The organism is Marinobacter sp. (assembly GCF_048259445.1).
Taxonomy (GTDB): domain Bacteria; phylum Pseudomonadota; class Gammaproteobacteria; order Pseudomonadales; family Oleiphilaceae; genus Marinobacter.
In genome coordinates this window covers 149,546-159,258 of sequence record NZ_JBLXHQ010000009.1, presented here as the reverse complement: position 1 = coordinate 159,258, position 9,713 = coordinate 149,546, and the positions used below count along the sequence as shown (strand labels likewise).

The following is a 9,713-nucleotide window of genomic DNA, read 5'->3' as shown; positions in this document are numbered from 1 at the left end:
ACATCCAGACCGGTCTTGAATTTGTTCTGGGCGCGCATACGTGCAGCATGCTTGGGGTTGATAGCGTTCCAGGTCGGGTTTTGCTTCAGGATGGAAGCAATGGTATCGACGTCTTTTGCGTAAGGCATGATCACGATCCTTTGTATGTTGATGACGTATTCTGGTGACTGAATTCCGGGCAAATCGCCATGTCGTTTGCCTGCGTTGTCGAGTACTTTAGTGGCTTACGATTTATAATTGAAATTTATATGATCTATATTCGTCATTTCCTGCATGAATGGCAATGATACTCGAAAGCAAATGCCCATTGTTTACACATACACAACTGACAGTATGAGATTTTTCGACCAGACTGGTCGATTCGGAACCGTTACTCCATCGTGACGCGTTCGGCCCCGAACCCAAAGAAGAAAGTGAGCGTCGATGGGCGTCGTCAACCGCAAACCAGACTGCAAGAGGGCTGCAAGAGCTATCCTCGCCCTTGTTACAGTTGCCTGCGCGTTTCTTATCCTGCCCTCCCGTTCCTCTGAAAACGCAGTCGGTGCCCGTATTGATTTTGACCAGGCCCATACGCAATGGCGCAACGACAGCCAGGGTCCGGACACCTCCGTTCTGGATAGCTGGCAAGCGTTGCTGAAGCGCATTGAGCCACTTGCCGATAGAGAAAAACTCAGCCAGGTCAACACGTTTGTTCACAAAACACTGAACTACCAACTGGACAGCGCTCTCTGGAACCGTGAAGACTACTGGGCGACGCCGCTCGAGACTCTGTCCCGCGGCATGGGCGACTGTGAAGACTTTGTTATCATTCAGTACATTACTCTTCTCAGCGCCGGCATCAGCGATGAACAGCTGAGGCTGATCTACGTCAGGGCCCGCATTGGCGGGCCGGCAAGCCCGATTACAAGAGCACACATGGTGCTGGGCTACTACCCGGAACCCGGAGCAGAGCCCATACTGCTGGACAGCCTGATGGAAGACATTTTACCAGCCAATGAACGCACGGATCTGACACCAGTATTCAGTTTCAACAGCAGTGAACTCTGGGCGGGTGGCGCGGGCGCCTCGGCCGGCAGCTCAACAGCCCGTTTGTCACCCTGGCGTAACGTCCTGAACCGAATGAAAAGCGAAGGAGTGAGCTTTAATGTCTCTCGTTAAACAGCTGTGGCTAGCCACAAGCTTTCTGGTTGTTACTGCCTTTGCTGCTAGCCTGGCTGCCAGCCTTATATCTGCATACGGGTACTATCAGGAGCAACTGGCGCTGAAAAATATTGACAGCGCAAACTCTCTTGCCATCACGCTCTCGCACACCGAAAAAGAGCGTGCGCTGCTGCGCTCGTTTCTCGACGCGCAGTTTGCCACAGGCCACTACCAGCGTATCAGCCTGACTATTCCAGACGAACAACCCCTGGACCTGCAAGACGAACCGGCTGATATAAACGCACCAGCATGGTTCCGGGCCCTTTTCCCTATGGACGTTCCGGCCGGCCAGGCCACGGTCTCCGATGGCTGGGTTAATTATGGTGCCCTGTCAGTGGAAAGCGATACCACCTATGCCCAGACCTCTTTATGGATAACCACAAAGCGTCTGTTTATCTGGCTCTCTCTGGTGGCACTGCTTGCAGGCCTCGCAGGCAGCTGGATGGTTCGGCGGATCAGCGATCCTCTGAAGAATGTTGTCCGACAGGCAGAGGCCATTGGACAGCGACGATTCATTGTTTCCAAAGAGCCCAGAACAACTGAGTTTCAGCGAGTAGTGCGTGCAATGAACAAGCTATCAAAGCGGGTAGAGGACATTCTTGAGGGCGACGCCAGGGCGCTCTCGGAAATGCGCGAAAAAACGCTGCATGATCCCGTAACCGGTATTGCGAACCGGGAGTTTTTTATCAGTTATCTTGATGCGCTTGTCGCTGATGAAGATACGGCGGCCCAACACACACTCGCGCTTGTTCGCGTGCCCAACCTGACGGCGCTCAATTCAAAACTCGGACATAAAGCGGTAAACAGCGGGCTTCATGAGTTCTGCAGGCAGGTGTCCAAGATCCTCAAGCTTCATCAACAGCATTATTCGGATGCGTTTCTGGGGAGACTGAACGGATCAGACTTTGGCATTCTGTTGACCGAGTTCCACGATATCCAATCGCTCAGGGAAACGCTGGCCCGGGATATTCAGGTATCTATCTGTGATGAGCCGGTCCAGGAACTGCGGTTGTCGATTTGCACATTCCGACCGGGCTCCTCCCGCGCTGAAGTTATGATGAAAGCCGACCATCTTCTTGCACAGGCTGAGCAGACACAACAAACCGTGGTGATAGCCGAAAGCGGTGAGGAAAACATTCCTTTCCGTAGCGCAACCGAATGGCGAGAAGCCATCCGACTCGCAATTCACAAAAAAGAGCTGAAAGCTGTGCTTCACCCCCTGATCGGACGCGACGGCACGCTGCTGCATCAGGAAGCCAAGATTCGCCTGAAACTTAATGGCGACTGGCGGACCGCAGGCTATTTTCTGCCCTGGAGCCGGCGACTCTCTCTGCTCCCCAACGTTGATACCGCAATGGTAAGCCACCTGAGCACATTGTCTGCACAGACGACAGCAGAGCCTATCGTTATCCATATTTCCACCGATAGCCTGCTGGACGAGGAGACCATCGCCCAGATATTGAAGCTGATTGAAAACCGCGAGGTGTCTACACAATCGTTTCGTCTTGAGCTGCCGGAGTCTGCGTTAGGCATCGACGACCTTCGTCTGGGCTCCTTCATTGACCGGGCGCAACAACGGGGAAGCCAGGTTGGGATCAGCGGCATTGGCCACAACCTTGAACGGATTTCCAGGATTCATGAGCTGGGTCTGGATTATATCAAGACAGATCCGGTTTATGCCCAGCGTCTGGAGTCAGACAGGACTACGCAGCAATACCTGCAGCGACTCACCGCGCTGGCACACTCAATCGGACTTCAGGTGTATCTTGCGGGTGCAACATCCCAGATGTGTGTTCAAGCTGCCTGGGAAGCTGGCTTTGATGGCGTGACCGGCCCCGGTATCGTCACGATCGGCTAATCAAAATTGAATACGTCGTCGCCGGCTTCGTCGATCAGGTTCAGGTGTTCGTCCTGGCCGCGCAACGATTTACGGATCATCAGTTTATCCTGGGCTTCAGCCGGTAGATCGGTAAATCGGATGATGCCCTTGGTGCTCAGCAGATCCACCAGATCTTCGATAACCCGGATGAGCGCCGAATCGGATTCACGAAGCCGGCTGTCTGCAGGGCCGTCAATCGTTATAGATGTCAGAAATGCTTGCAGGTCTGCATCCTCAGAGGACACGTCTACAAACCCGGCCAGAGGTTCCTCACTCGCGGCTATGACTTCACCCTGCTCATTACGCCTGATGTACATCATCGCCTCCACCTAGTCCTGGTTGCCCGGTTACAAGCAGCATCAGCTGCATACGATCTCGCACTCCAAGCTTTTTGAACACTGAGCCCATGTGCTCTTTCACGGTGCGCTCTGTGATGCCAAGAGCTTCTGCGATCTGCCGGTTGCTAGCGCCTTTTGATGCCTGTCGGGCTACTTCCTTCTCTCTGGTCGTGAGCGCGGATAAGTCCGCCTCAACCTGCGGTTTCGCTGCATGATTCAGAGCGTTGGAAACCAGCTTAAGCAGATTACCCAGTAAATTTTCCGGAAACCAGAGCCCACCGGAGCCGACGCTTTCCGCAACCTGCCGGAATACATGCCTGTTCGCAAGCGCGTGGACATAGGCCCTGGCTCCGCTGGCCAGCGCCAGATTCATTTCGCTCGTTTGTGGCTCCCGGGTCAGAACGATAACGCGGCCTCCACTGCGGGACCAGCTCTGGCTAACACTCCGCCAATCTGACACATCACTGCAGATCCAGAGGAGATTGCCTTCAAGCGGGGTTGGCAGGTTTTTACTGGTTTCAAAAAGATGCGCACCCGGCAATACGCGCTGCCAATGATCGAGCGGGCAAAATGTTGGCGCGTAAATAAGAAAAGAATGGCCGTATGTCATCGTTCACTCAACGCCCTGGAGGTTGCTCGCACAACCGGCTTCAAAAGGTATTCCAGCACCGTTTTCTGGCCCGTGAGGATATCCACCTGCGCAGTCATGCCCGGGATAATAGCTAATTGATCAGAAAACCCCTGAACTTCAGTCCGCAGCCGGGTCAGATAGTAAGTGTTGTCGTTTTCGTCTGTGATCGTATCGGCACTGATGTGCTCTACCTTCGCCTTAAGACCTCCAAAAACCGCAAAATCATAGGCGGAGAACTTGATAATCGCATCCTGCCCCTTGTGAATAAAGGCGATATCCTTGGGCAAAACCCGAGCCTCTACCAGCATCTCATCGTTCAGTGGAACAATCTCGACCACATCCTGGCCCGGAGCAACGACACCACCGACGGTCTTTGCGAAGAGCCTCTGCACGGTACCATCGACGGGGGCCAGTATCTGGGTCTTGCTGACACGATCACTCAGGCCCGACATCATTTCTCTGGTTGCGGCCAAATCACTGACGGCTTCCGACAGCCGCTCGCGCCAGCTGTTCGTCATGACCAGCCGGGTTTCACGAATTTTTGATTCGGCTTCAGCAATGGCAGAGAGGGAGCCATCTATCGCAGCTTCTGCCTGATTGACCTCGCCTCGGGCATTGGATATTTCGCGTTCGAGCTTGATCAGATCCACCTCGGATACCGCTCCGGACGCCAGCAATGGTTGTTTTAAAGCAAGCTCCCGGGATGCCAGACTGAGCACTTCGCGATACTGCTGTCGCGCCGACCGGGCTTTTCTGAGATCAGCCTGACGTTGCTCCAACTGCTGCTGATAAATAATTTTCTGTTCTTCCAGCTCATTTCGACTGTTTTCAAAAAGAGACTTTTGCACGGCAACCAGCTCGGGGGACCGCTCAATGAATTCAGGAGGAAAGCGAATCTCCGTGCCATCTACCAGAGCACGTAGACGATATGTATTGGCCTGCAATGCCAGCTCGCGCGACTTTTGCTCCGCAAAGTCCGAATCAAAGCGCGTAGATTCAATGCTTACAAGCAGCTGTCCCTTTTTAACCAGCTCGCCTTCCTGAACAGACAAGGTCTCAACAACACCGCCATCCAGCGATTGAACGATCTGAAGCTGGCTCGACGGGATCACCTTGCCGTCACCACGTGCCACCTCATCGATCGGAGCCAGCCCCGCCCAGACCAACAGTGCGACCAGAGCGAAAAAAACGACCCACAACAACGCTCTCGCCCGAATGGGCTCTTGCTGCACTCTGGCCCACTCTCCGTCCACTTCCCAACCACTTTTATCAGGAACCCGGAGCCAGCGGCCTGTAGCGCGATCAAGCCAGCGTTCAGTTCGTCGCCCCACACGCTCAGAGCCGCGCCCGATGCCATGAAAGCTCTTCTCGGCCAGAGATGTTTTTTCGCGATCCGTACTCATGACGCACCCCGAATCTTGCCCTGACGCAAAGCCTCGATAACGGTTCCCTTAGCGCCATCTGCAACGATTCGCCCGCCATCCAGAACTATGATCCGGTCTGCCAGCTCCAACAACGAGGTGCGGTGAGTAACCATTAACACCGTCTTTCCCTCTGCAGCTTTTGCCAGGTTGCGCTTGAAGTGCTCTTCACTGGAATGGTCGAGTGAACCGGTCGGTTCATCAAGCAACAGAATGGGCGGATCACCCACCATCGCCCGTGCAATAGCAACCGACTGACGTTGACCGCCAGACAATCGCTGTCCGCGCTCACCGACCTGCAAATCAAAACCATCTGGATGCGCATCGACATACTGTTTCAGGCCACTAAGCTCTGCAACTCGCAGCAACTCCTCATCTGAAACGGGGCGTGACAGCATGATATTGTCTCGAAGGCTGCCATAGAACAGCTCAACGTCCTGGGGCACGTAGCCGATATTGCGACGTAACTCCGCGGGGTCCAGCTGTCGCAGATCGACGTTATCCAGGCTAATGGTGCCAGAGACAGGAAAATACAATCCCAGAAGCAGACGCTGTATCGTGCTTTTACCCGACCCATTTTTACCCAGGACGGCAACTCTCTCACCTGCCATCACCTTGATTGATATACTCGTCAGCGCCTGCTGGCCCGATTCGGGGTACTGGAACTGGACGTCCCGAAATTCAATCTTTCCACTCAACACCGGCCTGGAGACCCAGTTCTTCCCCTGAGCACGCTCCTGAGGCAGTGCCATAATCTCATCCAGAGTACGCAAAGCGGTCGCGGCCTGGTGGTACTGAGCAAGCAACCCTGCCGCCTGGCTCACGGGCGCCATCGCTCTTGATGAGAGCAGGTAGGCTGCAATCAGGCCACCCTGGCTAAGTTCACCCGCGATGATGAGATAAACACCCAGAATAATGATGGCAACAGAGACAAGGTGCTGACACCACTGGGCTCCATTCTGAATAGTCGAGGAAATAAACTTGAGGCGCGCACTGATGTTGCTCATGTACAAGGATGTGCGCTCGTAAGTCGCCTGGATGCGGCTTTCAACGCCAAAGCTCTTGACGGACTCGAGGTTCGACAGACCTTCCACAAGCGTTGCGTTTCGCTGAGAGCCCGCCGACATGCTCTCGTCCGACAGGTCTCTGAGCCGCCGCTGGGCAATGGAGGCGTAGATGATCAAACCTGTTGCACCAACAATAACCGGGATACCCAGTGGCCAACTGATCAACATAATGACCAGCAGGAACAGCAGCACAAACGGGAGATCTACCAGCCCCACAACCGTCATGGAACTGACGAATGACCGGACGGATTCAAAAGACTGAACGTTGGCCGCAAACGCACCTGCAGACTGAGGCCGATGTGCGAGACTCAGCCCCAAAACCCTCTCCATAATCGTAGCGGACAGCTTGGCATCCGCACGGCTGGCTGCCAGATCAATAAACCACCCCCGCATCAGGCGCAACAAAAGATCTGCAGACAAGGCAATCATAAGACCTGTCGCCAGCACCCACAATGTATGGGTAGCATGGTTCGGAACCACGCGGTCATATACATTCATTACGAAGAGAGGCATTGAAACAGCGAAAACGTTGATCATCAACGCTGCAATGCAGATGTCCCGATACAGCTTCCGGTTCTCCGCAATAACGCTCCAGAACCAATGCCCTTTGCGGCTTGCGTGCGCACGTGGCGCACGGTTATCAAAGCTGAACCTGGGCCGGCAGTAGAAAAGTGTACCGGTGTATTCCTCCGAAAGTGCGTCCAGTGATATTTCGGTCTCTGAGCCCGGAAGCTGAGGGAAAACCAGCGAGGCCGTTCCTCGCTCAAAGTCCACCGCGTGAAGTACACATGCCCGGTCGCCGCTGAGTAACAGAACCGCTGGCAGCAGAGCGGAGTTAATTGCGCCGAGGGGCTGCCTTTCAATCTGGCTGGTGAAACCTAACCGATGCGCCGCCCTACCAAAGGTGGCAGGCGTCAACCGACCTTCCTCCAGCGGGATCCCGGACAAAATGCTTTCAGCCGAGGCCTGCTGACCATGAAACCTGCACAGTACCTGTAAGCACGTCAGCAAACCGTCGGCTTCAAACACCTGTTCAGGTTTTCCCACAGTCCACCCTTTATATTCCGGAGTTAGTTCGCTTCAGTCACCGGGCCCGGCGCACTTACCGTTATGTCAGCCCGCCGGTTAGCATTTACGGCCGCCGGCGCATTCAGGCTGAATCTGGGCTGGTAAAAGCCAAGCCCCTGCGTCTTTATCCGCGCACGATCTATGCGGTACTCATCTATCAGCCTCTGAGCAACAGCATCAGCCCGGCGCATGGACAGCGCCTGGTTGTATGCAGGCGCGCCGGTTTTCGAGGCATGTCCGACCACTACCACTGTAGCCTCCGGATTTTGCGCCATTAGCTTGCCGACCTCATCGATATATCCATCACTGGATGCCTCAATCCTGGCCGAATCATTGGCAAACTCGACAACAGCTGTCGCAACAACAGTCGGCTTTACTGCGTTTGCACAGCCGTCAGCATCTACTGGAGTACCTGGAGAAGTGCCTGGGCACTGGTCCTTGTAGTTTCTGACACCATCACCGTCAAAATCCAGCATCAGCTCAAAAGATTCATCAATCTCCACAGCAGGACAGACACCATCGGTAATCTGCAAAGGCTCGGCGCCAAGTTCTTCCAGTGTTGGCAGTCCATCACGAACCAGACCCAGTGAAGACACCAGATGTCCCATCCCTGCCTGAACTCGGGCTACTGCCAGTTTGCGATCATAGAGCGCATTGGCGTATGCGCGGCTGGCATTAAAGTATTCATTTTCGGCGTCCAGCAAGTCCAACAGTGTTCGCTCGCCGATATCGAACTGATCTTTGTAGGCAGTGCGCACCCGGGCGGAAGACAAACGATGGTTATTCAATATGGGGGCCTGGGTTTGGAGATTGCGCACGTCGTTGAAGGCGATCTGGATTTCCTGACGAATATCTACGCAGGCCTTGTCCCGGAGATCCTTGGCAACATTTACCTGGTCGTACGCACTTCTGACGCGGGCACGATCTGAACCGCCGCGGTAAAGATTTACGTTCAGCTCAACGCCAATCCGACCGTCTGTTTCAGACTGATCAAAGCCAAAATCATCGTAAGAATTATGACCATAGCTTGCGACCAGATCGAGCCTGGGCTGATAGCCAGACCGGTTCTCCTGGACACTGGCCTCTGCAGCCTTGATATCACGGTGAGAAGCCCGGAACTCAGGGTTGCCTTCGTAGGCAATCTTCAAGGCCTCGGTCACCGTCGCTGGCAAAAGGTCGGCTTCAAGCAGAATTTCTCCGGTTTCTGCAGGAGGAGCCTCACCAACAATCCGGAGGTATCGGGCTCGAACGTCATGAAGATTGCTTGCAACGACGACCAGATTGGATTCCGCCAACGAAAGCCGACCGCTGATCTGCTCAAGATCGGCTGCGCGTGCTACTCCTGCGCGTGCACTGGCACTGACCTGGTCGTAGACTTCCTGGTGGGTTTCGAGATTCTGCCGGGCCAGATCAAGCAATTCGCGCTGGCGTGAGACATCAAGATATGCGCCCAGCGCTTCCAGAGACGTTTTTTCTATTTGACTGAGAAGCTGGAAGTAACGAACCAACTGCTGTTCTTCAAACCTCTGGACAGAACTCTTCGTCTGAAATCCGTCATACAGCATCTGTGTCAGAGTCAGCCGGCCGTCGTAGCCATCGTATTCATCTACCGGGCCATAGTTCCGATGTTCAAGTCCGTATCGAGCCTGAGCATCCAGAGACGGCAAATACCCGCCAAAGGCGCTGTCTGTATCATGCCCCGCAACCAGAAACTGATGCCAGCTGGCACGCACTTCCGGATTTGTCTCTATAGCCGCTCGCACGGCATTGATTACATCAGAATTGCTTTGTTCCTCGGCCACAAGCGGGGGCGCCAGAAAAAGCGCGCTGAAACACACTGCAACGCCGGATTTAAAGACCCGTTTAACAATTGACAATATTCCAACCTCCAGACCCCCGAGCGAAGCACCCGAAAGCAACCAATGTAACTCTGCTGTCGTGCAGACATTCTTGATACGCGACTTTCTCTGATTACGACTTGTTCAGGGTGATTCCCATTTTAACCAGTAGCCCGCGCATTTTGCTAATTTCACAACCATTTACAATTCATTGCGAGAAATCACCTCAACCTGTACCTGAGTCCAGTAGGCAAGACCCCAGTACGACCTT

Annotated in this window: 7 protein-coding genes; 2 read left to right on the top strand and 5 right to left on the bottom strand. The window is 54.2% G+C overall.

The features are described from left to right. Positions 1-423 precede the first annotated feature (423 nt). Positions 424-1,158: a transglutaminase-like cysteine peptidase gene (locus ACN0RL_RS08930; RefSeq protein ID WP_417515837.1), complete on the top strand. Its 735-nt coding sequence runs from the start codon at positions 424-426 to the stop codon at positions 1,156-1,158. Then, positions 1,145-3,058 carry an EAL domain-containing protein gene (locus ACN0RL_RS08925; RefSeq protein ID WP_417515835.1) on the top strand — a complete coding sequence of 638 codons (1,914 nt, stop codon included), beginning with the start codon at positions 1,145-1,147 and terminating at the stop codon, positions 3,056-3,058. Before ACN0RL_RS08930 ends, ACN0RL_RS08925 begins: the two co-directional genes overlap by 14 nt. Here the strand turns inward: ACN0RL_RS08925 and ACN0RL_RS08920 are convergent. The 5 genes from ACN0RL_RS08920 to ACN0RL_RS08900 all read right to left on the bottom strand — a co-directional run bounded on the left by ACN0RL_RS08920 (position 3,055) and on the right by ACN0RL_RS08900 (position 9,481). After that, complete coding sequence (locus ACN0RL_RS08920) at positions 3,055-3,399, bottom strand: hypothetical protein (protein WP_417515833.1); 345 nt, start codon at positions 3,397-3,399, stop codon at positions 3,055-3,057. The genes ACN0RL_RS08925 and ACN0RL_RS08920 overlap by 4 nt on opposite strands. Then, positions 3,380-3,877: a helix-turn-helix transcriptional regulator gene (locus tag ACN0RL_RS08915; protein ID WP_417515831.1), complete on the bottom strand. Its 498-nt coding sequence runs from the start codon at positions 3,875-3,877 to the stop codon at positions 3,380-3,382. The genes ACN0RL_RS08920 and ACN0RL_RS08915 overlap by 20 nt, the downstream gene beginning before the upstream one ends. Before the next feature lie 146 nt (positions 3,878-4,023). Further along, positions 4,024-5,451 (bottom strand): HlyD family type I secretion periplasmic adaptor subunit, encoded by a 1,428-nt coding sequence (locus ACN0RL_RS08910; RefSeq protein ID WP_417515829.1) that lies wholly within the window; start codon positions 5,449-5,451, stop codon positions 4,024-4,026. Beyond that, positions 5,448-7,583, bottom strand: coding sequence for a type I secretion system permease/ATPase (locus tag ACN0RL_RS08905; RefSeq protein ID WP_417515827.1), 2,136 nt, complete (start codon positions 7,581-7,583; stop codon positions 5,448-5,450). Before ACN0RL_RS08905 ends, ACN0RL_RS08910 begins: the two co-directional genes overlap by 4 nt. A 23-nt stretch (positions 7,584-7,606) precedes the next feature. Beyond that, positions 7,607-9,481, bottom strand: a complete 1,875-nt coding sequence (locus ACN0RL_RS08900; protein WP_417515825.1) for a TolC family outer membrane protein — start codon at positions 9,479-9,481, stop codon at positions 7,607-7,609. Between the last annotated feature and the right edge of the window lie 232 nt (positions 9,482-9,713).

Excerpts from the sequence above, each read along its gene's own strand:
- ACN0RL_RS08920 (WP_417515833.1), bottom strand. The coding sequence starts at position 3,399 with ATGATGTACATCAGGCGTAATGAGCAGGGTGAAGTCATAGCCGCGAGT.
- ACN0RL_RS08910 (WP_417515829.1), bottom strand. The coding sequence starts at position 5,451 with ATGAGTACGGATCGCGAAAAAACATCTCTGGCCGAGAAGAGCTTTCAT.
- ACN0RL_RS08930 (WP_417515837.1), top strand. The coding sequence starts at position 424 with ATGGGCGTCGTCAACCGCAAACCAGACTGCAAGAGGGCTGCAAGAGCT.
- ACN0RL_RS08925 (WP_417515835.1), top strand. The coding sequence starts at position 1,145 with ATGTCTCTCGTTAAACAGCTGTGGCTAGCCACAAGCTTTCTGGTTGTT.